This is a genomic window from Panacagrimonas perspica (genome assembly GCF_004364935.1).
GTDB lineage: Bacteria > Pseudomonadota > Gammaproteobacteria > Nevskiales > Nevskiaceae > Panacagrimonas > Panacagrimonas perspica.
Map to the genome: position 1 here is coordinate 399,944 of NZ_SOBT01000009.1, position 21,818 is coordinate 421,761.

The 21,818-nt window shown below is 64.2% G+C and carries 19 protein-coding genes; 12 read left to right on the forward strand and 7 right to left on the reverse strand.

What is annotated here, in order from left to right; genetic code table 11:
- Positions 1 to 10: 10 nt before the first annotated feature.
- The gene (locus tag DFR24_RS13355) at positions 11 to 1,234 is read right to left on the reverse strand and encodes a class I SAM-dependent methyltransferase (RefSeq protein ID WP_133881897.1); all 1,224 of its coding nucleotides are present in this window, start codon (positions 1,232 to 1,234) and stop codon (positions 11 to 13) included.
- Positions 1,235 to 1,337: 103 nt separating this feature from the next.
- Positions 1,338 to 2,360 (reverse strand): glycosyltransferase family 2 protein, encoded by a 1,023-nt coding sequence (locus DFR24_RS13360; protein ID WP_133881898.1) that lies wholly within the window; start codon positions 2,358 to 2,360, stop codon positions 1,338 to 1,340.
- Between the two features lie 226 nt (positions 2,361 to 2,586).
- Here DFR24_RS13360 and DFR24_RS13365 point away from each other — a divergent pair, with 226 nt between their 5' ends.
- From DFR24_RS13365 to DFR24_RS13405, 9 genes are all read left to right on the forward strand, one after another.
- Positions 2,587 to 3,777 (forward strand): FkbM family methyltransferase, encoded by a 1,191-nt coding sequence (locus DFR24_RS13365; protein WP_133881899.1) that lies wholly within the window; start codon positions 2,587 to 2,589, stop codon positions 3,775 to 3,777.
- Between the two features lie 22 nt (positions 3,778 to 3,799).
- Positions 3,800 to 5,596 carry a thiamine pyrophosphate-binding protein gene (locus tag DFR24_RS13370; protein ID WP_133881900.1) on the forward strand — a complete coding sequence of 599 codons (1,797 nt, stop codon included), beginning with the start codon at positions 3,800 to 3,802 and terminating at the stop codon, positions 5,594 to 5,596.
- On the forward strand, positions 5,593 to 6,468 hold the full coding sequence (locus DFR24_RS13375; protein WP_133881901.1) for a sugar phosphate isomerase/epimerase family protein: 876 nt from the start codon (positions 5,593 to 5,595) through the stop codon (positions 6,466 to 6,468). Before DFR24_RS13370 ends, DFR24_RS13375 begins: the two co-directional genes overlap by 4 nt.
- Positions 6,469 to 6,482: 14 nt before the next feature.
- On the forward strand, positions 6,483 to 7,532 hold the full coding sequence (locus DFR24_RS13380) for a Gfo/Idh/MocA family protein (protein WP_133881902.1): 1,050 nt from the start codon (positions 6,483 to 6,485) through the stop codon (positions 7,530 to 7,532).
- Positions 7,529 to 8,371, forward strand: a complete 843-nt coding sequence (locus DFR24_RS13385; RefSeq protein ID WP_133881903.1) for an SDR family oxidoreductase — start codon at positions 7,529 to 7,531, stop codon at positions 8,369 to 8,371. The genes DFR24_RS13380 and DFR24_RS13385 overlap by 4 nt, the downstream gene beginning before the upstream one ends.
- Positions 8,372 to 8,442: 71 nt before the next feature.
- Entirely contained in the window at positions 8,443 to 9,477 is a 1,035-nt protein-coding gene (locus tag DFR24_RS13390) for an NAD-dependent epimerase/dehydratase family protein (protein ID WP_168710471.1), read from the forward strand.
- A 28-nt stretch (positions 9,478 to 9,505) separates the two neighbouring features.
- Positions 9,506 to 10,384, forward strand: coding sequence for an N-acetylneuraminate synthase family protein (locus DFR24_RS13395; RefSeq protein WP_133881905.1), 879 nt, complete (start codon positions 9,506 to 9,508; stop codon positions 10,382 to 10,384).
- On the forward strand, positions 10,381 to 10,863 hold the full coding sequence (locus DFR24_RS13400) for a KdsC family phosphatase (RefSeq protein ID WP_133881906.1): 483 nt from the start codon (positions 10,381 to 10,383) through the stop codon (positions 10,861 to 10,863). The genes DFR24_RS13395 and DFR24_RS13400 overlap by 4 nt, the downstream gene beginning before the upstream one ends.
- 9 nt (positions 10,864 to 10,872) lie before the next feature.
- Positions 10,873 to 11,337: a GtrA family protein gene (locus DFR24_RS13405; protein ID WP_133881907.1), complete on the forward strand. Its 465-nt coding sequence runs from the start codon at positions 10,873 to 10,875 to the stop codon at positions 11,335 to 11,337.
- 305 nt (positions 11,338 to 11,642) lie between these two features.
- Here DFR24_RS13405 and DFR24_RS13410 read toward each other — a convergent pair whose 3' ends face one another.
- The 4 genes from DFR24_RS13410 to DFR24_RS13425 form a co-directional block, all read right to left on the reverse strand.
- Positions 11,643 to 13,502 carry a tetratricopeptide repeat protein gene (locus DFR24_RS13410; RefSeq protein WP_133881908.1) on the reverse strand — a complete coding sequence of 620 codons (1,860 nt, stop codon included), beginning with the start codon at positions 13,500 to 13,502 and terminating at the stop codon, positions 11,643 to 11,645.
- A 72-nt stretch (positions 13,503 to 13,574) separates the two neighbouring features.
- A complete protein-coding gene (locus DFR24_RS13415; protein WP_133881909.1) occupies positions 13,575 to 13,994 on the reverse strand; it encodes a pilin in 420 nt (139 codons plus the stop codon).
- A 334-nt stretch (positions 13,995 to 14,328) separates the two neighbouring features.
- Positions 14,329 to 15,114, reverse strand: coding sequence for an SDR family NAD(P)-dependent oxidoreductase (locus DFR24_RS13420; protein WP_133881910.1), 786 nt, complete (start codon positions 15,112 to 15,114; stop codon positions 14,329 to 14,331).
- A 110-nt stretch (positions 15,115 to 15,224) separates the two neighbouring features.
- Positions 15,225 to 16,046, reverse strand: a complete 822-nt coding sequence (locus DFR24_RS13425; RefSeq protein WP_133881911.1) for a crotonase/enoyl-CoA hydratase family protein — start codon at positions 16,044 to 16,046, stop codon at positions 15,225 to 15,227.
- 263 nt (positions 16,047 to 16,309) lie between these two features.
- Here DFR24_RS13425 and DFR24_RS13430 point away from each other — a divergent pair, with 263 nt between their 5' ends.
- From DFR24_RS13430 to DFR24_RS13440, 3 genes are all read left to right on the forward strand, one after another.
- Positions 16,310 to 17,467 carry an acyl-CoA dehydrogenase family protein gene (locus DFR24_RS13430; RefSeq protein ID WP_210772611.1) on the forward strand — a complete coding sequence of 386 codons (1,158 nt, stop codon included), beginning with the start codon at positions 16,310 to 16,312 and terminating at the stop codon, positions 17,465 to 17,467.
- 124 nt (positions 17,468 to 17,591) lie between these two features.
- On the forward strand, positions 17,592 to 18,617 hold the full coding sequence (locus DFR24_RS13435) for an acyl-CoA dehydrogenase (protein WP_133881913.1): 1,026 nt from the start codon (positions 17,592 to 17,594) through the stop codon (positions 18,615 to 18,617).
- Complete coding sequence (locus DFR24_RS13440; RefSeq protein ID WP_133881914.1) at positions 18,614 to 19,318, forward strand: SDR family NAD(P)-dependent oxidoreductase; 705 nt, start codon at positions 18,614 to 18,616, stop codon at positions 19,316 to 19,318. The genes DFR24_RS13435 and DFR24_RS13440 overlap by 4 nt, the downstream gene beginning before the upstream one ends.
- A 237-nt stretch (positions 19,319 to 19,555) precedes the next feature.
- On the opposite strand, the gene DFR24_RS13445 is transcribed toward DFR24_RS13440, so the two are convergent.
- Positions 19,556 to 21,649, reverse strand: a complete 2,094-nt coding sequence (locus DFR24_RS13445; protein ID WP_133881915.1) for a 3-hydroxyacyl-CoA dehydrogenase NAD-binding domain-containing protein — start codon at positions 21,647 to 21,649, stop codon at positions 19,556 to 19,558.
- Positions 21,650 to 21,818 lie beyond the last annotated feature (169 nt).

Here is a 21,818-nt window from a genome sequence, read left to right on the forward strand (position 1 = left end):
CAGTGTTGATTCAGACCGCGGGATAAGTCAGCACCGGATGCGGGTAGGACAGCTGATCGCGAATGTGCCGGGCGATGTCCGCCTGGTGACCGATGCTGGAAACCAGGATGCTTTCCGAACGCCCGGAAACCTCCTCTGGGGCAAGGATGCGAATCCCGTTGATGGTCTTTCCCCAGTAGCGGGAGTTTCCGTCGACGAACGCCGCGATGGGCACGCGGCCCAGTTCGCTGGTGGCTAGCAGGCGCAGCGTGAGCGTGCCGCAACCCCAGACGATCAGCGGTTCGGCACGTCGCGCGAGTTCGGCAACGAAGTCGCGGATTGCGCGTTCGCGTCGGTGCGAGGTCTCGATGTACGCAGTGATCGTCGCCGCGGTTGCGTGTTCGGGAACGATCGGTTCGACCTTCTCAGACGCCTTCAGGACGCTCGCCGCAACGGGCGCCGTGACTTCATCGTTGTGCGCGCGATCGCGTTCCAGCAGATCGACGACTTCGAAGCCGTTGCAGCGCGCCAGCGCGGCCAGGGAATTCGCCGACAGGTAATTGATGTGCTCGACGCTGAACTCCTGGAACGGCGCGTCGACGTTTCGTACCCAGCCTCCCGCGTTCGGTATCTCGATATAGAGGAGGCCGCCGGGCGACAAAGCGGCGCGGAGCGTGCGCAAGACCGCTGCGATATCCCGAACGTGCTCCAGCACGGCGATCAGGATGATCATGTCGTAGCCCGTTTCCCCGTCCGGAATCAGCCGGGCATCGGACAAGTCACCAACGCGAACCTTGACGCGGTAATTCTCCCAGGCCGCAGCAGCACACCCCGGGCTCGGATCCAGGCCGACGACATTGGAATAGCCGCGGTCTCTCAACATGCCGAGCATCGCGCCCGTGGCGCAGCCGACCTCGAGGACGCGGAGCGATCGCGTAGGCAGATAGCGCTCGATATCCGACACTTCCTGTTCGAAGCGTCTCAGCGTGGCGCGCGGTAATTCCGCGCTTTTGCCGGTCCCCTCGTATTTCGAGCCATCGCGATAGTAACGATCAAAATCTGCCTGCTCGGGGATCTTGTCTGCGAAACAAACGCCGCAGACGCCACAGGTCACGACGTCATAGCCGTCCATGATGCTGACGCCTTCGATGCGGGCAAAGTGCTGCTCAAACAAGCGGTGCCCACGTGGCCCGCCGCAGCCCGGGCACGCGCGCACGAACATACGAATGCCGCCGAACTCGTCAATCTTGCTCATCGCTCTCCTGCGCGAAACTGCCTGCGGCAGTCGGACCACAGCGTGATGACCACAACAAAGAATTCCTGCAAAGCAAGTCGGTCAAGAGTTGTCTTGTCGCTGCTCATGGGCCGTCCGCAAGCGCGTCTGGTCCTTTGGTCAAGGCGCTCGGCGTACGTAACGGTCCGATCGCCGGATCCGCGCTCGCCTGCTCGGGGAAATTGACGCGGTACAACTCGACCACGTGGGGATGGTCCTGCGCCCTCTGATGCAGGGATGCCACGTACTCCCCGATCAGTCCGGCGATGAGGATCTGCACCGAGCCGAACAGGAAGATACCAATCAGGAGCGGCGCCTGGCCCAGCGGGAAAGAACTCCAGAACGCAAGTTTTGCCAACAGATAGATACCGGCAACCATGAAACCGAAGACCGACATGGCGGCGCCCAGGAGTGTCGCGAATCGGATCGGCGCGCGCGAGGAACTGATCAGGCCGAGTAGCGCGACCTCGAAAAGCGACAGGACCGTGTGCTTGGAGAATCCAAAACGGCGTCGCTCCTTCTGAAACGAGACGCGGGCCATCGGTAGCCCAATTTCCGACACCAATCCGCGCACATAGGGATAGGGTCCCCCGACGCGGCGCATCAGTTCAATCACGCGACGGTCATACAAGCCAAATCCCGTAAACCCCGGTACCGCACCTGACTCCGACACCATCTCCAGGATGAGGTAATAGAGCTGGCGGCACCGCCGCATGAGCCATCCGTCGGGCGCCCGATCGTAGACCGCGGCCACTACCGCACTCCCCTTTTCCCACTCGCGCAGCAGTTGCGGGATCAGCTCCGGAGGATCCTCGAGGTCACTGGCGAGGCAGATGGCAGCATCGCCGCGGGCCTGCATCAGCGCGTGGTAGGGCGACCGGACCGGGCCGAAGTTGCGCGCGTTCACGATCAGCTTCACTCGCGGATCTCGGGCGCACAGCACCATGATCTTTGCAGCGGTGCTGTCAGTAGAACCGTTGTCGATCAGGATCAGCTCGAAGTCGTACCCAGCTTCGCTAGCCATGACCGCGCCCACTCGCTCGTAGAGCAGTTCGACGTTTTGTTCTTCGTTGAAGCAGCCGGAGACGATACTGACCAGTCGCGTCATTGGCTCCACCCGGCTTCGATTCTCCCGGAGCGGGGGGGAGGCTTACCGCAGGTGGATTTTTGGATGGGTCGCATTCGGCGAGGTTCACGCGGGTTCTGGCAGTTCGGGCGCGACCAACCCGAATGGTCCATCGCCGAGGCCATGATACGGTCAAGACGCGCAGCGGCTATACCGCTACGCTCGTCACCGCGGCAGGTATTCCCGGACCCAACTTGGCGAGCATTTCTTGAAAACCGACGACTGCGGACTTCGACTCGAACGCCTCCTGTCGGAGAGCATGGACGCCGTTCTGGAACGCGAACGGGACAGCCTGGAGCGTGAAATCGGAGGTCTCGACAGGCCCTTCGTCCTGTTCGGCGCCGGAAATCTGGGGCGCAAGGTACTGAAGACGCTGCGCCGCATTGGGAAAGAGCCGGCGGCTTTTATGGACAACAATCCGGCTCTGTGGGGTACAGAACTGCTCGGCGTTCCGATCCTCCAACCTTCAGAGGCGGCGAAGAGATTCGATCCGTCCCAGGTGGGTGTGATCACGACGATCTGGTGCGGTGAGGCCACCGACAAGATGTCCGACCGGATCGGGCCACTGCGCACCCTCGGCTTTTCCCACATCGCGTTGTTCGGGCACCTGGCTTGGAAATTCCCGGAAGCATTCCTGCCTCATTACAGTCTGGACCGCCCCTCAAAAGTCATCCTGGACGCGCCCCAGATTCGCGCGGCGTTCGCCTGCCTAGACGACGACGAGTCACGGCGATTGTTCGTGGATCACGTCGAGTGGCGCCTGTTCCTGGACTACGACCTTCTGCCGCGACCGTCGAAGGAGGAAATCTATTTCGGCCCGAAATTCTTCGGCCTGTCGGAATCCGAGGTGCTTTACGACATAGGCGCCTATACCGGTGACTCGGTGGAGTGCTTCCTTCGCAGCGCCCGTGGAGAGCGTTTCTCGCAAGTCCATTCTTTCGAACCTTCTCCAGACAATTTTCGACGGCTGGAGCAGTACGTGGCCTCGCTAGGCGATCGGGAACAACGGATCCAGACGCACCAGCTTGCCCTCGGTGACGGAATCGGCGAGATCCAGGTCGAGACACAGAGCGGCCCTGCGTCGAGAGTCGGCAGCGGTACGGAAACCGTCGCGATGACGACTATCGACGCCTTCGCGCAGACCGCCGCCCCACCGACGCTGATCAAGATCGACATCGAAGGGTTCGAGCCGCAGTGCCTGGCAGGCGCTCACGAGACCATCTCTCGCACGCAGCCGGTCGTCGCAGTCTGCGTCTATCACCTGCAAGCGCATCTTTGGGAAATCTTGCTGCAGCTGCACTCGTACTATCCGCAGTATCGCTACCGATTTTGCCCGCACCTGGCCGATGGTTGGGATCTGGTGCTCTATGCCGTACCCCCTAACCGCCTGCCCGCCTGACCTTCTCTCACCTCGAATCGCCATGCGCGTCGCCGACTACGTATTCGCATTCATCGCCCGCCAAGAGATCGGGCATGTGTTCTTCCTGCCTGGAGGAGGAGCCATGCATTTGAACAATGGACTGCTCCGGCAGCAGTCTCTCACCGCCGTCAGCATGCTCCATGAGCAAGGTGCAGCGATCGCGGCGGAAGGTTACGCCCGCACGTCCGGAAAGTTCGGCGTGTGTCTTGTCACTTCGGGCCCCGGCGCGACGAACGCGATGACGGGACTCGCGGGCGCCTGGTTCGAGTCCACACCGGTCGTGATCATCTCCGGGCAGGTCAAACGCGCAGACCTCAAGCGGGACAGTGGCCTTCGGCAGCTAGGAACCCAGGAACTCGACATCGTCACGGTGGTGAGATCGTTGACGAAGTACGCCGTCTGCCTCACCGAACCTGCGCGTGTCCGCTACGAACTGGAAAAAGCGTTCCACCTGATGCGGGAGGGGCGACGCGGGCCGGTGTGGATCGACATCCCGCTCGATGTGCAGGCAACGACGATCGATCCGGAGGCACTGGTCGGCTTCGATCCCGCGGAGACGCAGACGCCGAAAGCGCAGGAGCCGGCAGCTTTCGTGGCAGAGCTGGCGCAATGGATCCGGCAGGCCCGGCGGCCAGTATTGTTGGCGGGCAACGGCGTGCATTGCGCCGGCGCCGAGGCCGACCTGCGCGATCTGATCCAGCGTCTTCAGATCCCGACATTGACCACCTGGATCGCTGCGGACCTGTTGGAGTATTCGCACCCGCTGTTCTTCGGGCGGCCCGGTACCGTTGCCTCGCGTGGCGCCAACTTCACGGTCCAGAACTCGGATCTGGTGCTGGCCATCGGTAGCCGCATGGATTTCTCGATCACGGGCTTCGATCGGACCCAGTTCGCCCGCGACGCCCGGATCGTCGTGGTCGACATCGACGCTGCCGAGATCCAGAAGCTGGGCGACTTGCCCGACCTCGCGTTCGTGTCGGACGCAAAGCGGTTCATCCAGGATCTGTTGGCGGAGTTGGGAACAGAGCCGCAGCCGTCCCGTACCGACTGGATCGAGAGATGCAGCGGCTGGAAAGAAAAATACCCGGTCGTACTGCAGGAATATCGCGACCAAACCGACTTCGTGAACACCTACGTGTTCACGGAAACGCTATGCGAGGAACTGGCCGAAAACGATCAGATCATTCCTGGTAGCTCCGGTGCCGCCCTCGACACGTTCTGGCTGTCGGTCAAACTCAAGAAAGGCCAGCGGGCGGTCGCGACCGGCGGCTTGGGGTCCATGGGCTACGGGCTGCCCGCATCGATCGGGGGTTGCCTGGGTAGCGGGCGGCAACGAACCATTTCCGTCGACGGTGACGGCGGATTCGTCATGAACATCCAGGAACTGGAAGTCGTTCGTCGACTGCAGCTACCCATCAAGTATTTCGTGCTGAACAATAACGGCTATGCCTCGATTCGGGCATCGCAGGGTGGCTACTTCAAGGAAACAATCGGCTGCGATCCAAGCTCGGGACTGACGCTCCCTGACATCGGCAAGCTCGCTGCAGCGTTTCAGATTCCTTTTGCTCGTGTCCAGGACCCGTCCGCGCTACGGAGCTCAATTTGCGAGGTGCTTGCCATTGACGGACCCGCGATCTGCGAGGTGATCGTCCAACCGGAACAGAACATCGGCCCGCGCGTCACCTCCAGAATCAGGAGTGACGGCAGCATGGTGTCGAGTCCGCTGGAAGATCTCTTCCCCTTTCTCGATCGCGAGGAATTGCGGGCCAACATGCTCATTCCCTTGCTCGAACCATGACGGCGGACGCATTTCTGAAAGCCTACGCGGACGCAGGCCTGTACACGATGCAGGGTCGATTGTCGGCACCCGAAAATGGACGCTTCCAGTCTTTCCCGCGCAATCATTGGCGAACCGAGATCGAGCGCGCTCCGCAAGTTCCGTTGAGAGGGATCGAGTGGATCTACGACCTGTACGGGAGTGGCGCCAATCCTCTTGAAACGGCAGAGGGCCGCGCTGACCTTCGCCAGCAGCTAACGGCGTCGGGCGTGAGTGTGGTGTCGATCTGCGCCGACTACTTCATGGATCGTCCCTTCGTGCGCGTCAGCCGCGAGGAATGCTTGCAACGACGGGAGAACCTCGCGTGGCTCATTTCCATCTGCCCCGAGATGGGAATCGGGCGGATCGTCCTGCCGTTCGTCGATGCATCGAGGATCGCGGACGCGGCCGATGCCTCCGTCGTGCTGGAGTGCCTGCGTGGCGCACTGCCGCAGGCCGAAGCTGCCGGCGTGGAGTTGCACCTCGAGACTGATCTGGACCCACTCCGTTTCCGCGCGCTCCTGGACAACGTTCCGCACCCGCTGGTGAAAGTGAATTACGACTCGGGCAACAGCGGGTCGCTCGGATATCGGCCGCAGGACGAGTTCGCTGCCTACGGGTCCCGGATAGGCAGCTTCCATATCAAGGACCGGGCGCTCGGTGGTGGGACCGTCCCACTCGGCTCCGGCAATGTGAATTTCACGGAGCTGCGGCAATGTCTGCTCGACGTCGACTATCGCGGTGACTTCGTGATGCAGGTGGCGCGCGGGGCGTCCGGAAACGAGGTCGACTGGCTGCGTGAGGCCTCCGCCACCGCCTGCGGTTGGCTACGCGGCGACGCAACCCTTAAGTAAGGCCTGGAGAATTAATGCGCGTTCTATTCTGTGGGCTGGGTGGCATCGGCCAGCGGCATCTCCGCAATCTGCGCACGCTGATGGGCGATGACTTGGAAGTACATGCCTACCGCGTACGTGGGCTTCGGCAAAAGCTGCGGGACAACCTGAGCATCGAGGAAAACGCCGACCTCGAGGCGGACTACGGACTGATCGTTCATACGGATCTCCAGGCTGCGTTGTCGACGCAACCGCAGGTCGTGTTCGTCTGCAACCCCAGCAGCCTGCACACGCCCATTGCGCTCGCCGCCGCTCGCGCTGGGGCGCATGTTTTCCTCGAGAAGCCGGTTTCCCATTCGCTCGATGGCCTCGACGAGCTTCAGGCGGTCGTCGAGTCGACCGGGCGGGTCTGCTACGTCGGGTACAACCTGCGTTTCCACCCGGGGTTCGAGCGCCTGAAGACACTGCTGGATGACGGCTTCTTCGGCAATATTTTCAGCGTCCAGGCGGAGGTGGGCGAATACCTTCCGGGTTGGCACCGATATGAAGACTATCGGCAGATGTACGCGTCGCGCCAAGACCAGGGCGGTGGCGTGATCCTCTCGCAGATCCACGAGATGGATCTGATCTATTGGTATTTCGGGATGCCCGAGTCGATCGTTTGCCGCGGCGGCAAGCTGAGCAATCTGGAAATCGACGTCGAAGACACCGCGACCTCCCTGATGCAGTACCGCGGCCCCCTTGGTCGCTTTCCGATTTCCTTGCACCAGGACTTCGTCCAGCGTCCGCCGGCAAGAACATTCAAGATCGCAGGCGACCGGGGCGTAGCGATCATGAACCTCATTGCCAACCACCTTCAGGTCTACAGTTCCGAGGGTCAGCTGATCGAGCAATCAGAATTCGTTGGCTTCCAGCGCAACGACATGTTCCTCGCGCAAATGCGCCACTTCCTGGCTTGCGTGCAGCAAGGTGAGGTCCCACGGGTAGGCCTGCACACCGGCGTCCAGAGCTTGCGCATGGCGCTTGCGGCGAAGGCATCGCTCTCGCAGGGGACGGAGGTAAGGCTGTCCGGAGACGCGTTGTGACCCGCTCTTCAAATGGGCGAGATCTGTTCTCGCTCGACGGCCGCGTCGTCATCATCACCGGCGGCGGCGGCATGCTCGGCTATCAGCACGCTGCGACGGTGGCGAGTCTCGGCGGAAAGCCGGTGCTTCTCGATATCAGCGAAGAAGCATTGGACAGGAACCGTTCCCGCCTGATCGCCGAGTTCGGCACCCCGGTACTGACGCGACCCGTGGACATCACGGACCCTGTCGCCGTGGAGGACGCGAAGGCCGCGGTGCTGCAGCATCACGGCCAGGTCGACGTGCTGATCAACAACGCCGCGCGTAATCCAAAAGTGGAGGACGCCTCCGATCGCAACTTCTCGCGTCTCGAGAATTTTCCGATCGAGCAATGGCGGCAGGACCTGGACGTGGGCCTGGGCGGCGCGTTCCTGTGCGCCCAGGTGTTCGGGACCCAGATGGCGCTGGCGGGACGCGGCGGCGTGATCATCAATATCGCGTCCGATCTTGGCGTCATTGCACCGGACCAGCGGCTTTACCGCGTCGAGGGGCTTGCGGAGCATCTGCAACCGGTCAAGCCCGTCACCTACTCGGTGGTGAAGCACGGCCTGCTGGGCTTGACCAAATACCTGGCCACTTACTGGTGCGAACAGGGCGTCCGTTGCAACGCACTCTCACCGGGCGGCGTCTACGCGGGACAGAACGACGTCTTCGTGAGCAAGCTCGCCAAGCTGATTCCGATGGGGAGGATGGCCGAGCCCGACGAATATCGTGGCGCCATCGCATTCCTCTGTTCCGATGCCTCGGCTTACTTGAACGGGGCGAATCTGGTGATGGACGGAGGTCGCAGCGTCTGGTGATTGTGGTCGAATGCGCCTTCGGTGCTCGACCCTGAATTGATCCTTGAGTGCCTGGAGCGCGTTTGAACGAGATGGCCGATTTCTTCACCGCTCCGCTGGAAACGGCGATCGCCGGCTGCTCCCCCGAACTGCTGCGTCCGCTGGTTGGCGCGAAGGTTCTGGTGACGGGTGCCAGCGGTTTCTTCGGTGAATGGGTCATTCGCGCGATCCGCCACCTCAACCGGCGATCCTTCTCCATCCGCGCGTTCTGCGTCAGCCGTGATCCAGCGGCGATGACGTCGCGCCTTCCGGATCTTCGCGGGCTCTCCGACATCGTCTGGCAGGTAGGCGACGCCGCCACTTTTCACCAGCTCCAGATCGAAGCGGACCTCACGCACATCCTGCACATGGCGGCCAGTTCCCACGCCAAGGACCGGCCCATCACCGCGGAAGAAACGGTGCGGACCATCCTGTCCGGAACCGAGGGATGCATCGAGCTCGCCAAGCGCACGGGGGCTCATCTGCACTTCGTCAGTTCCGGCGCGGTGTATGGAAGCCGCCGGCGTTCGGACGGCCCCGCACGGGAAGACCAGATCGGACGCTTCGCACCCGATCCTGCCGATCCCGCGCAGGCGTACGGAAACGCGAAGCGCATGGCCGAAGCGATGCTGGCCTGTTCGCTGGACAACTACTCGGTGTCGCGGCCTTTCGCTTTTTTGGGACCCCTGCTCCCTCTGGACAAGCACTTCGCCGCCGGCAATTTCATGCGCGATGCCGCCATGTCCCGGCCGATCCTGATCCAGGGCGACGGCTCTCCGTTGCGGTCGTATCTGCATCCGGCCGATCTCGCGATCTGGCTTCTGGCGCTGCTCGCGCAGGCGCCCCGGCGAGCCGTGATGAACGTGGGTTCGGATGAGCCGCTGTCCATTGGCGAACTCGCCACCCGGGTGAGTCGAATCGCGGGGTCGCCCGGCCCGTTGATCGCGGGTGCAAACACCCCGAACCCCGATCCGGCTGCCTACTGGCCGGACGTGTCGCGCGCCCGCTCCCTGGGCCTTTCCAACTCGCTCGGCCTGGACCGCGCCATCCAGGACGGTTTGACGTGGGCGCGGGGAACGCTGACGTAGAATTCATCGCATTACAGGGAGAAACAGAATGACGAATCAATCGACGGTACGGATCGGCAACGCGAACGTCGGCGACGGGCAGCCGAGTTACGTGATCGCCGAGATCGGGATCAACCACAACGGCGACCTGGGGGTCGCAAAGAAGCTGATCAGCCTGGCGGTCGCATCGGGCTGCGACGCCGTGAAATTCCAGAAGCGGACCGTGGACGTGGTCTACACGGCCGAAGAGTTGGCCAAGCCGCGCGAGAACCCGTTCGGACCTACCAACGGCGACCTCAAGCGGGGCCTCGAATTCGGACCCGATCAGTACCGCGAGATCGACAACTACTGCCGCCAGGTCGGCATCCCCTGGTTCGCGTCCTGCTGGGACGAGCAGTCGGTCGATGTGATCGATGCGTTCAATCCGCCCTGCTACAAGATCGCATCGGCCAGCCTGACGGACGACAACCTGCTGCGACATACGCGGGCCAAGGGGCGCCCCATCATCATGTCGACAGGGATGAGCACGCAGGAGCAGGTGGATCACGCGGTCGAGGTCCTGGGAACCAAGGACCTCGTCCTGATGCACACCTGCAGCACCTACCCCTCTCAGTACGGCGAACTCAACCTGCGGGTGATTCCGGCGATGAGGCAGCGCTACGGAATTCCCGTGGGCTATTCGGGTCACGAGACCGGCCTGGCATCGACGGTCGCCGCCTTGACGCTGGGGGCATGCGCCATCGAACGGCACATCACGCTGGATCGCGCCATGTGGGGTTCCGACCAGGCGGCGTCGGTTGGACCCAGCGGCCTGACCCGGCTGGTGCGCGATATCCGCATCGCGGAGGAATCCCTTGGCGACGGCATCAAGCGCATGGTTCCGAGTGAAGTACCCGTGATGAAGAAGCTGCGTCGAGTGGGTGCATGAGCGAGCCGATCCGCGCCGTCGCGCTCGACGTCGACGGCGTGCTGACCGACAACACGTTCACGTGGGGAGCGAACGGCGAGGAGTTCAAGCGCTTCTCGTTCGCCGACGTGATGGGTATCTCCCGGACGCGTCGATTGGATATCGCCTTTGCCCTCATCTCGGGAGAGGACAGTCCCCTCGTGACGCGCTTCGCGGCCAAGGTCGGCATCGAGAACGTCTACCTGGGATGCAAGGACAAGGCGGCCGCGCTGAAGCAGTTCGCCGACAGCGTCGGCGCGCCGCTGGCGGCCGTCGCCTTCATGGGCAACGACATCAACGATGTCGACGCCATGCGCATCTCGGGGCTCGCGGCGGCTCCCGCGGACGCGCATCCGTCGGCTATTCGCGTGGCACAGGTCGTCACCGTCAGGAAAGGCGGTGAAGGCGCGGTGCGGGAATTTCTGGACGCCCTGTTTCTGGATCCGGCTGGCCAGGCCTAGCATCGCGTGATGTCCGGCTGGATCAAGACGCTCGATGCAAGGCTCATCGCGGTGAGCCGGCGATTTGCGCCTGAATGGATTGCCTCGAGGATCGAGAAGGAGAACGTTCGCCGCTTCCTGCTTTTTCTCGTCGTCGGCGGAATCAACACGCTCTTCGGCTACGCCGTTTTTTGCGCGCTGCTGTACGCCGGCCAGCACTACGCCATCGCGGGGCTGGTGTCGACGATTCTTGGAGTGGCCTTCAATTTCGTCACCACGGGTGGGATCGTCTTCGAGAACCGGGATCCCCGGCTCCTGTTTCGATTCTCTTCCGGCTACGTTTTGCTGTATGGGATCGGCGTAGGCGAGATGCGAATCGCAGAGCTGCTTGGATTCAATCTTTACGTGGCTTCGGCTGCGCTCCTGCTTCCGAACGCCATATTTTCGTATCTGTTCAACAGGCGATATGTTTTCCCGGAGCCACGGCGCGGGTGAAGGATCCCTTTCCGATAGTCGTTCGCCCTCGCTCCCTCTCGCCGAAGATGATTCTCCTGAAAAATTTAGCGCGTCTGGAGCTTTGACTCGAGTACCGGAATGAGCATCAGTATTCCGATGAGATAACCGATGCTCTCTTCGTTACCGCCCAAAGTATCCAGGAGTGGCCTCCAGCCCGTGTCGCTCGTCTCGTTGACTTTCTTCAGCTCGCTCATCCAGAAGAGGGAACGAAATAAATCCTGTGCTCGAGACAGACTGTCGCTGTCCACGTCTTTCATCGCCACCACATCGAATCGGTCTACGTTTCAATGAGGTATCGGCGGCGGTGGCTCGTAGCCCTCGCAGATCACTTTTCGTGGCTCATTGTGTTGCGTGCAAAGGCGAGCCAGAAAACGGATCCGCGAATTAGCGACCACCAGACGTTGCTCAGGCATCAACTGGCTCATTGACTGTGTGTAAAGAGCTTCACCAGCCTCTACCTGATTGGTCGCCAGCAACATCAGCGCTTTTGCAGCACCAAAGACCGGCACGCCCGGCTTGTAGTTGAGTGCAATATCGATATCCCGCAACGCCTCCTCGAAATCACCACGCGAATTGTGGATTTGGGAAAGCGCCTGGTACGCGTGCGCCAGGATCGGCCTGTCGCCGTCACGGGGGCTTACATGGTGGGGATCGCGGCGATTACCGTCCGCATCGACCGCGTACGCCCTCAGCGCTCCACGAAGGTAGTTCTCAGCCTCGTCAAGTTGCCCGGCAGACGCCAGGTACGCCCCGTACTGGATCTGCACGAACGAATGCAGGGGCCCCTTGGCGCGCAGGCGTTCGAATACGACAGCTGCCTCGTCAAGACGCTTGGCATTGGAAAGAGCGTGCAAGTAGGCGCTCTGAGCGAACTGCAGATCTGGAAATTTCTGGTAGCTCCACGCCCAAAGGGACAGGTCGCTGCGCCATAGAGGCACCGTCACCGTGATGGTTGCGGCCGACAGGAAAATCCAGGCGCCCAGCAGCAGGCCTGTTCCCAGCTTCTGTACCCGCAGGCTCACCTGTTGTGTCAGCGGGAATGGCATGGCAGCCAGGCTCAATGCGATGAAGACCAGCGGCAAGGTCAGGAACCGGTCGCTCCCGATACTGCGGGCGGTGGAACTCAGCGGCACGATCTGCAGCACAGGCAGTAATGCCAACAAAACGCAGGCAATCAGAAAGCCGACGGGCGAGCGTTTCCAAAGTAACCAGGCCAATCCGGCCAATGCCAATAACGCGCCAGACGCGCGCAGCACGCCTGGGCCGCTGGCAAGGTCTTCCACGATGAACGGGTGGAGCGGACCTAGCGTGGTGAAGGGAACGACGATCTCGGCGAGATAGAACTGGAGTGCGTTGAGGACCAGCAAGGGGTGAAGGTACAGCGCGGCGCCGGAGGGCTGACCCACGAACGGCGACGCCGAATGGACGACAGCGCCAAACGCGCTCAGTCGCAGCATCACCCACAGCGCAAACACCAAGCCCAAGGCCAGCACCGTAGGGAAATCGCGTTGCGCGATTCGCAGCACGGCACGCCACAACGGCAGCTCGGGTGCGGGCTCGCGGACCAGGCGCAGGCACAGCAACAACGGCGGCAGCATGACCGCTACTTCTTTCGATCCCAAAGCCAGCGCAAAGGAGAATGCGATGCCCGCCGCGCGGCTCCAGCGACCGGCGATGACGCCATCCGCAATCAAGGCCAGGAGCATGAACGTCGTGGCCATGAGATCGAAGCGACCGGAAATCCAAGCCGTCGCTTCCAGCAGGCAGGGGTGCAGTCCGTAGATCAGTGCCGCCAATCCCGCACGCCATACCGGAGAGGGGCATGCCAACGGGCGCAGCAGCATCAGGGCCAGAACGTAGACCAGGGCAACGTTCAACAGATGCAGAGCCAGGTTCACTGCGTGGGCGGCCGTCGCATTGACGCCCCACAGCCGGAATTCGGCTGCCCAACTCGCCAGCACCAACGGGCGCAGATACGTGGTGCCATCCATCACGGGCTGCGACAACACCGCCCAGTCAATGACTCCGCTACGCAGCGAGGCATTGTCGACGAACAGGATGCTGTCATCCCACACAAAGCCGTTGGACAGCGTGCCGTGATACAGAAGGCCTGTTAGCAACAGGACCGCCGGCAGCAGCCACAACCTCACTGACCTCATGTCTTCCCCCATAAAAAAACGCCGCCCGAGGGCGGCGTTTTTTCCAGCTCTGTTCGCTTAGCGGCAGTTGGCCGGCACGTACTTCGACGCAATGGTCGTTGTGCAGCCCCAGTCCAGCTGACCCGTGGACGAGCCGATCGGGGTCGGAGTGAGCACGATGTTTCCGCTCGCATTCGGCACAGACGACACCGCGGTGATGATGCCGCTGCCGGCGGTGATGCCGATGCTCGACACGAACTTCGTCGCGCCCGGGAACTCGTAGCCATTGTTCGTGGCGGTGACCGAAGCCAGCGAGCCCAGCGACGACGCCGTCTCGGCGACCGCAACCTTGGCCGGGTTCGTCATGGTCAGAACTTCCGTGACCTTCGAGCGGGTGATGTAGTCCTGATACGCCGGGATGGCGATGGCGGCCAGGATGCCGATGATCGCGACCACGATCATCAATTCAATCAGCGTGAAGCCTTTCTGCATCTTCATAAGTGCAACTCCTTGAGTACTTGATGTCGGGTTACGCGATGTAGCGCAGAGGAATCGGAGCACTCCGTATGCCACGAGGCCGGATTTGGAGCCGTCTCAGCACTTTCAATTGCTTGCATATTCTTACGTCAGGCTTTGGCTGAATGAAGCCTGCCGTTTACGTCACTTCCTGACACATCTCGTCGACCGAACCTGACATTGCGTTTCGCAGGGTCGATTTTTTGAGGGGTCGCGGTCGGATGGCCGGCTTGGGTGGATCGGGTGCCGTTGGTCGCTGACGAGCGGGCTTCGAATGCTTGTTCGCGATCGCAGACGCCCCCCGGTTTCACCCGGGTTACAGGGGGTTCACCAGGTGCCCGCCGTCCACGACGATCTCGGTGCCAGTCATGTGGGCGCCGGCCTTCGACGCGAGCAGCAGCAGCGGGCCTTCCAGGTTTTCGTATTCGCCGAACCGTCGCGTCGGAATGCGCAGGCGCAGCTTCTCGCCTTGTTCGCCCTTGAGTTCGTCCTCGTTGATCTCGGTGATGAAGTAGCCGGGCGCCAGACTGTTGACCCGGATGTCGTAGCGGGCGAATTCCAGTGCCAGGGCCTGGGTCAGGTTCTTGAGTCCGGCCTTGGCGGCGATGTACGGGGTCAGCAGGTGGGTGACGCGGCTGCCCAGGATGGAGGTGATATTGATGAGGTTGCCCGGCCGCTTGGCGGCGACCATCCGGCGCGCGGTTTCCTGGGCGACGACCCAGGCGCCCTTGAGGTTGGTGCCCACCACCCAGTCCCACTCGGCGTCGTCGTAGTCCAGCGGACGCTGGGTGCCGGAGACGCCGGCGTTGTTGACCAGGATGTCGATGGGGCCCAGGCGCGAGGCGGCCTCGTCCAGGGCGGCGTTGACGCTGGCACGGTCGAGCACGTCCATCGAGACCGCCACGGCCTTGCCGCCCAGGGCTTCGATCTCCTTGACGGCGTCGGCGAGCTTGTCGGCACGGCGCGCCGCGAGGGCGACCTGGGCCCCGGCGCGGGCCAGCGTGAGGGCGAAATGACGTCCCAGGCCGGAGGAGGCGCCGGTGACCAGCGCGGTCTTGCCGGTGAGGTCGAACAGGGAGCGGAGGTAGTTGGGGTCCGTCATGGCGGGGCTCGGAAGAGGAAGTGGGCCGGGAAGCTTGGGCGAACGAAGGGGCCGGGACTTGTGTCGAGTGGAGGGGCTTCGCCCGGGCTACGGCGGCGGGGCCCCCCGGGCTAGCGGCCGGTGAAATTCGGCGCGCGCTTTTCGAGAAACGCGTCCACGGCCTCGGCGTGGTCTTCGGTCTCGTGGACGATGGCCTGGAACGCGGCGGACAGTTCCAGCACATCGGAGAGCCGCTGCTGCTGGCCTTCACGCAGCAGGCGCTTGGCCAGTCGCAAACCCTTCGCGGGATTGGCGACGACGCGCGCAGCCAGCGCCTTGGCGGTTGCCATCAACTGGTCGGCCGGCACGACCTGCGAGACCAGGCCCATGCGCTGCGCGGCGGCAGCGTCCATCGTGTCGCCGGTGAGAATCAGCTCGGCCGCATTCGCGAGTCCGACGGTGCGCGGCAGCACCCAGGCCCCTCCGTCGCCGGGGATGATCCCCATCTTGATGAAGCTGGATGCAAACTTGGCGCTGTCGGCGGCCACGCGCATGTCGCACAGGCAGGCCAGGTCCAGCCCGAGGCCGATGGCGTGTCCGTTGATGGCCGCGATCATCGGGAGCTCGCAGTCCCACAAGCGGCGGATCACCGCCTGCACGCCGCGTCGGTAGTTGTTGCGCGTCGCGATGGGCGTATCCAGCCGGCCGATGCCCTTGCGGTCCTTCATGCCCTTGAGATTGCCGCCGGCGGAGAAGGCGCTGCCTTCGCCGGTGAGCACGATGCAGCTGATGTGCTCGTCGCTCTCGGCGCGTGCGAGCGCAGCCATGATGTCCTCGCAGTCCTGCGCGCTGCCGATGGCGTTGCGCGTGGTGGGGCTGTTGAGCGTCAGGGTGACGACGCGGCCGTCCTGCTCGTAGCGGACGAAGGATTCGCGGGTGGTGGGATCACTCATGGGGTTCGGACGTGTCGGATGGAGGGCGCGAGGCGGATCCGCATTTTGCTCCGATGCGGGAGGCATTCCGAGTCGGGACATTGCGCAGGTCTCCTGTAGCCCGGGTGAAACCCGGGGCTTCTGCTTCGATATCGGCCCGGGGAAAAGCGCCCCCGGGTTTCACCCGGGCCACGGCGGTGTTGGTGTCGGCACCCGGTTGCCCGGTCACCACCCCGCGGCGATCATCGATCCAAGTCCCGCAACCGATCCGCGACGCCGCATCCGTGCAGACCTTCCACTTCGATCCCGTCGACCTGCCGCCCGGCATCCCGGCGTTCCGTGCCGAGATCCGCGCGTTCCTCGCGCGCGAGATGCCGCGTGACTATCCCGCCGAGCAGAAAGCGAACTGCTGGACCGTCTACGACGCAGACTTCTCGCGGCGTCTCGGCGAGCGCGGCTGGATCGGCATGCACTGGTCCAAGACTTACGGCGGCCACGAACGCAGCGCGCTCGAGCGCTACGTGCTGATGGAAGAACTGCTCGCCGCCGGCGCGCCGGTGGGCGCGCACTGGATCGGCGATCGCCAGACCGCGCCGGCGATCCTGCGTTACGGCAGCGAATCGCAGAAGCAGCGCCACGTGCCGCGCATCGCGCGCGGCGAAGCCTTCTGCTGCATCGGCATGTCGGAACCCAACGCCGGCTCGGACCTCGCCAGCGTGCGCACGCGCGCGGAGCGTCTCCCCGACGGCCGCTGGAAGATCAACGGCCAGAAGATCTGGACGACGCTGGCGCATCGCAGCCACCTGATCATCGTGCTCGCGCGCACGTCGCCGGCCGACGAGAAGAATCGCCACGCCGGGCTGTCGCAGTTCCTGCTCGAGTTCGACACGCCGGGCCTGCGCGTGCAGCCGATCGTCGATCTCGTGGGTGCCAAGCACTTCAACGAGATCTTCTTCGAGGACTGCATCGTCGATGCCGAATGCCTGCTCGGCACCGAGGGCCAGGGCTGGAAGCAGGTCACCGCGGAGCTCTCGCTCGAACGCAGCGGGCCGGAGCGCTACCTGTCCAGCATCGCGTTGTTCTTCGAGCTGCTGCGCGTCGTCGGGCCGTCGCCGTCGGAGTCGGTGCGCCAGGCGATCGGCCGCGTGACGGCGGAAATCTGGACCTTGCGGCAGATGTCGCTGTCGGTCGCCGGACAGCTCGCGCGCGGCGAGGATCCTTACGTGGAAGCCGCCATCGTCAAGGACCTGGGCAACGTCTTCGAACAGGCACTGCCGCCGCTGGTGCAGGCACTGGCCGACGACGGCATCCACCTGGAGCAGGACAGCGATTTCGTGCGGACCCTGGCGCTGCTGCTGCAGACCTCGCCGTCGTTCTCGCTGCGCGGCGGCACGCGGGAAATCCTGCGCGGGATCATTGCGCGCGGGTTGGGGTTGCGATGAGCACGAGCGCGCAGGTCATGGCATCACGCGTAGCCCGGACGCAGTCCGGGGCTTTTCCGTTGTCAGCAGCAAGAGCCCCGGACTGCGTCCGGGCTACGCGGTTCGCAGTCCCTGGGGCGCAGCGATGAGCGAACAACGCCAGATACTGGCCGACACGGCCGACCGCCTGTTTGCGGATGCGGTGACCTCGCGGCGCATTGAAGGCTTCGACGCGAAACTTTGGCAGCAGACCATCGAGATGGGCCTGCCGCTGCTATTGGCGCCGGAAGCCGACGGCGGCGCGGGCGGCGACTGGGACGATGCGGGCGCCGTGCTGCACGCGCTGGGTCATCACGGCGTTCCGATTCCGTTGGCTGAAAACATGATCGCGGCGCAGCTCGCCGCCGACGCAGGGCTCGAACTTCCGTCAGGACCCGTGAGCCTGGCCACTCGCGTCGAGGGTGCGCTCCAGCAAGCCGGCACGCGTTTCGATGGCAAGCTGCTCGGCGTTCCATGGGGACGCCACGCCGATGCCATCCTCGCCGTCGTGCCGGGACATACCGTCTTGCTGCGCCGCACCGACGCCACGTCGCTGCGCCACGCGCACAACCTCGCCGACGAGCCGCGCGACGATCTGATTTTCGATAACGCACCCGCTGTCTGCGGACCGGCGAGTGACGGCACGCAGGCATCACACTTGCTCGCACTCGCCCGCTGCGCACAGATCTCCGGCGCGCTCGAAGCGGCGCTGCACAAATCCGTCGAGTACGCGCAGACGCGCAAGCAGTTCGGCCGCGCCATCGGGCAGTTCCAGGCGGTGCAGCAGCAGCTCGCTCAGTTCGGCGCCGAAGTGGCGGCCGCGATGTGCGCCACGCGCGCCGCCTGCCGCGCCGCGACGCGTGGCGATGCGTCGTTCCAGATCGCGGCGGCCAAGCTGCGCTGCAATCTCGCGATCGGCTTCGCCACGTCGACGGCCCACCAGGTGCACGCCGCGATCGGATTCACGCGCGAGTTCGACCTGCGCCAGTCGACGCAGCGCCTGTGGTCGTGGCGCACCGAGGGCGGCAACGACCGCGCCTGGGCCGACGTGCTGGGCGCCCGGGTCTGCGCCCGCGGCGATCAGTTCTGGGCGGATCTCACCGCCCGAGACGATGCGGTGAGCCTGACGTGAACACACCTGCGACCAGCAGAAGGACCGTCGTCATCACCGGCGCCGCCGGCGTGCTCGGCCGCGCCGTCGCGCAGGCATTCAAGGACGATGATCTCGTGCTGGTCGATCTCGAACGCGCGGCGCTCGAGAAAGCGCATGGACCCGATGGCGCGCGGCGCCAGCTCGTCGCACTGGATCTGCTCGATGCCGCTGCCACCGCCGTCGCGCTGTCGTCTCGCGTTGCCGGCGCGTCGCGGCTGGTGCTGTGCAATGTCGCCGGCGGATTCACGATGGGCACACCGGTGCACGAGACCGCCGACGAGATCTGGACGCGCATGCTCGATCTGAACGTCAACACGCTGGTGCACGCGAGCCGCGCCGTCGTGCCGCGCATGCTGGAGACCGGCTTCGGCAAGATCGTCAACGTCGCCGCCGCGTCGGCCGTGAGCGGCAAGGCGCAGATGGGCGCGTATGTGGCGGCCAAGAGCGGCGTTGCGCGGATCACCGAGACGCTGTCGCAGGAGTTGCGCGGCAAGGGCATCAACGTGAACGCTGTTGCGCCCAGCATCATCGACACACCGGCGAACCGTGCGGCGATGCCGGATGCGGACCCCACGCAGTGGGTGTCAGCGCAGGATCTCGCGAACGTGATCCGGTTTCTGGCTTCGGACGAGGCGGGGGCGGTGCACGGCGTCGTGATGCCGGTCGTGGGGTTGAGCTAGCGCCACCCGCCCCGGATTGCGCGCGATCTCTGGAGAAGCGCGCCGCCGTAGCCCGGGTGAAACCCGGGGCCCCGCCCCGATCCGGGCAGCAACCCCGGGTTGCACCCGGGCTACGCGCACCCCCTGGCTTCGGACCGTCTCTCAAATCTCGAAAAGCTCATGCGTAGCCCGGACGAAGTCCGGGATTCCCGCTCATTGATCGAACGTGGATCCCGGACTTCGTCCGGGCTACGGGTGCTAACCCGTCCAGCCCTTGCCCGCCGCAGCCCGCTCCACCAGCAGCGGTGCCGGAGTCCACAACACGCCCTGCTCGGCGTGATAGCGCTGCACCGTCTCCAGCACCTTCGCCAAGCCCTGCTCCTCGGCCCAGAACATCGGGCCGCCCTGGTGACGCGGGAAGCCGTAGCCGTAGAGATAGGTCACGTCGATGTCCGACGCACGGATCGCGATGCCCTCGGCGAGAATCTTCGCGCCTTCATTGGCCATCGCGCTGAGCACGCGCGTGACGATCTGCTCGTCCGTCACGGCGCGGCGCGGAACGCCCAGCTCCACCGACACCGACTCGATCAGCTTCTCGATCTCCGGATCCGGCGTCGCATTGCGGCCTTCGTACTTGTAATAGCCCGCGCCGGTCTTCTGCCCGAAGCGGCCCATCTCGCAGATGCGATCTGCCACCGGCGAGTAACGCAGCGACTTGTCGCGCGTGGCCTCACGACCCTTGCGCACGCTCCAGCCCACATCGAGCCCGGCGAGATCGCGCATCAGGTACACGCCCATCGGAAATCCGAAGGCCTGCAGCGCGCGATCCACCTGCCACGGCGTGGCGCCTTCCTCGAGCATGAAATCGCACTCACGCCCGTACACGTACAGGATGCGATTGCCGATGAAGCCGTGGCAGTTGCCCGCGAGCACCGGCACCTTGCCCAGCGTCTTGGCCAGCGCCATCACGCTGGCGATGGTCTGCGCGCTGGACTTGGCGCCGCGCACGTTCTCCTGCAGCTTCATCACGTTTGCGGGCGAGAAGAAGTGCGTGCCGATCACGTCCTCGGGACGCTTCGTCGACGAGGCGATGCCGTCGATGTCCAGGGTCGAGGTGTTGGTGGCGAGAATCGCACCAGGCTTCATCACGCGATCGAGCGCGCCGAAGACGTCGTGCTTGACCTTCATGTCCTCGAACACCGCCTCGACGACGATGTCGGCCTGCGCGATGTCCTCGTAGCGCGTCGTCGTGGAGATCAGTCCCAGCGCCTTGTCGGCCCTGTCCTGCGGCGTCGAGCCGCGTGCCACCGACGTGGCGTAGTTGCCGCGCACGCGCGCGATGCCGGCGTCGATCGCGGCCTGCGAGGCGTCGAGCATCTGCACGGCGACGCCGGCGTTGGCGAAGCACATGGCGATGCCGCCGCCCATCGTGCCCGCGCCGATGACGGCAGCGGACTTGATCTCGCGCGGCTTCACGTCGTCTGGCAGGCCGGGAATCTTGGCGGCCTCACGCTCGGCGAAGAACGCGTAGCGCAGCGCCTTCGACTGCGCACTGGCACGCAGGATCACGAAGTTGTCGCGCTCCACCGCGGAGCCCTCGTCGAACGTCTTCTTCTCGACGGCGGCCTGCACGCATTCCACGATCTTGAACTCGGCTAGGCGCCCGGCCCACTTCTTCGCGTTCTTCGCACGCACCTCGTCGAACAGCGCCGGATCGGTGCCCTGGATCTTGTCGACGCGATCGCGCGCGCGCGGATGCGGACCGGCAACGGCTGCGCGTTCACGCGCGAATGCGATGGCGCCTGCTTCGAGTTCGGGCTGCGTCTTGCCAGCCACGATCTGCTCGATCAGGCCCAGCTTCAACGCCTCGTCCGCACCGATCGGCTTGCCGCCGAGAATCATGTCCAGCGCCTTCGCGGCGCCGACGATGCGCGGCAGGCGCTGCGTACCGCCGGCGCCCGGCAGCAGGCCCAGATTCACCTCGGGCAGGCCGACCTTTGCGGACGCGATCGCCACGCGGTAATGACAGGACAGCGCGAACTCGAAGCCGCCGCCGAGCGCGGTCCCGTGCAGCGCGGCCACGACCGGCTTGGTCGAAGCTTCGAGCGCGTCGATGACGTCGGGGAAATGCGGCGGCTGGAGCTGCTGGCCGAACTCGCGGATATCGGCGCCGGCGATGAACGTGCGTCCACCGCCGATCAGCACGATGGCCTTCACCGAGGCGTCGGCACCGGCCTGCTTGATACCGTCGACGATGCCGACACGCACGGCGCGCGACGCGGCGTTGACCGGAGGATTGTCGATCGTCAGGACGGCCACGCCGTTCTCGACGCGGTAGGGGACTGCGCTCATCTCACTTCTCCAGTTTCATGACGATTCAGACGCTGCTTCACCATCGGCCCCCGTAGCCCGGGTGAAACCCGGGGTGGCCTTCCCGTAGCCCGGACGCAGTCCGGGGCTTTTTTTCTCACCGTCGAACAGGCCTTCCCGGACTTCGTCCGGGCTACGTTCAGGATGGCAC

Bases quoted from the DNA above. Each gene is read 5' to 3' on its own strand.
- DFR24_RS13415 (WP_133881909.1), bottom strand. From the start codon at position 13,994: ATGAAGATGCAGAAAGGCTTCACGCTGATTGAATTGATGATCGTGGTC.
- DFR24_RS13360 (WP_133881898.1), bottom strand. From the start codon at position 2,360: ATGACGCGACTGGTCAGTATCGTCTCCGGCTGCTTCAACGAAGAACAA.
- DFR24_RS13405 (WP_133881907.1), top strand. From the start codon at position 10,873: ATGTCCGGCTGGATCAAGACGCTCGATGCAAGGCTCATCGCGGTGAGC.
- DFR24_RS13435 (WP_133881913.1), top strand. From the start codon at position 17,592: ATGAGCGAACAACGCCAGATACTGGCCGACACGGCCGACCGCCTGTTT.
- DFR24_RS13425 (WP_133881911.1), bottom strand. From the start codon at position 16,046: ATGAGTGATCCCACCACCCGCGAATCCTTCGTCCGCTACGAGCAGGAC.
- DFR24_RS13445 (WP_133881915.1), bottom strand. From the start codon at position 21,649: ATGAGCGCAGTCCCCTACCGCGTCGAGAACGGCGTGGCCGTCCTGACG.
- DFR24_RS13420 (WP_133881910.1), bottom strand. From the start codon at position 15,114: ATGACGGACCCCAACTACCTCCGCTCCCTGTTCGACCTCACCGGCAAG.
- DFR24_RS13390 (WP_168710471.1), top strand. From the start codon at position 8,443: ATGGCCGATTTCTTCACCGCTCCGCTGGAAACGGCGATCGCCGGCTGC.
- DFR24_RS13375 (WP_133881901.1), top strand. From the start codon at position 5,593: ATGACGGCGGACGCATTTCTGAAAGCCTACGCGGACGCAGGCCTGTAC.
- DFR24_RS13400 (WP_133881906.1), top strand. From the start codon at position 10,381: ATGAGCGAGCCGATCCGCGCCGTCGCGCTCGACGTCGACGGCGTGCTG.
- DFR24_RS13355 (WP_133881897.1), bottom strand. From the start codon at position 1,234: ATGAGCAAGATTGACGAGTTCGGCGGCATTCGTATGTTCGTGCGCGCG.
- DFR24_RS13395 (WP_133881905.1), top strand. From the start codon at position 9,506: ATGACGAATCAATCGACGGTACGGATCGGCAACGCGAACGTCGGCGAC.
- DFR24_RS13370 (WP_133881900.1), top strand. From the start codon at position 3,800: ATGCGCGTCGCCGACTACGTATTCGCATTCATCGCCCGCCAAGAGATC.
- DFR24_RS13380 (WP_133881902.1), top strand. From the start codon at position 6,483: ATGCGCGTTCTATTCTGTGGGCTGGGTGGCATCGGCCAGCGGCATCTC.